This is a genomic window from Dyella sp. 01L423 (assembly GCF_056399945.1).
In genome coordinates this window covers 1-436 of the sequence record NZ_JBFTSI010000046.1, presented here as the reverse complement: position 1 = coordinate 436, position 436 = coordinate 1, and the positions used below count along the sequence as shown (strand labels likewise).

At 70.4% G+C, this 436-nt stretch carries 1 protein-coding gene; it reads right to left on the bottom strand.

All coding sequences use genetic code 11. The features are described from left to right. Positions 1 to 436: acyl-CoA dehydrogenase family protein (locus AC1DMY_RS20990; protein ID WP_477166773.1), on the bottom strand; the 436-nt coding region annotated here is incomplete at both ends.

Below are 436 nucleotides of genomic sequence, written 5' to 3'. Positions count from 1 at the left end.
GCGCGAAGGTGGCCCGAGCCGTGGCATGCATCGGCGTATCGGCCAGCAGGCCAGCCAGATACGTCTGGAGCACGGGCAGCGAGCCCTCGCGGCGGATGGCGCGCAGCACATCCAGCGCGACGATATTGCTCGTACCCTCCCAGATCGACCCCAGGTGCGCATCGCGGACGAGGCGCGGGTCGCTCCATTCCTCGATATAGCCGCAGCCGCCGCGGATCTCCATGGCGTCGCCGGTGACCTTGCGCGCGTCACGGCAGGCGCGGAACTTGATCAGCGGCGTCAGCACGCGCATCAGCGGGTAGGCATCGGCCTCGCCGGCGTCGGCGCGGCGCAGCGCCTCGGCGGTCTGGAACACCATCGTGCGGGCCTGCTCGGTGGGCAGCGTGAGCTTGAGCAGCTGCCGACGCATCAGCGGCATGTCCACCAGCCGCTTGCC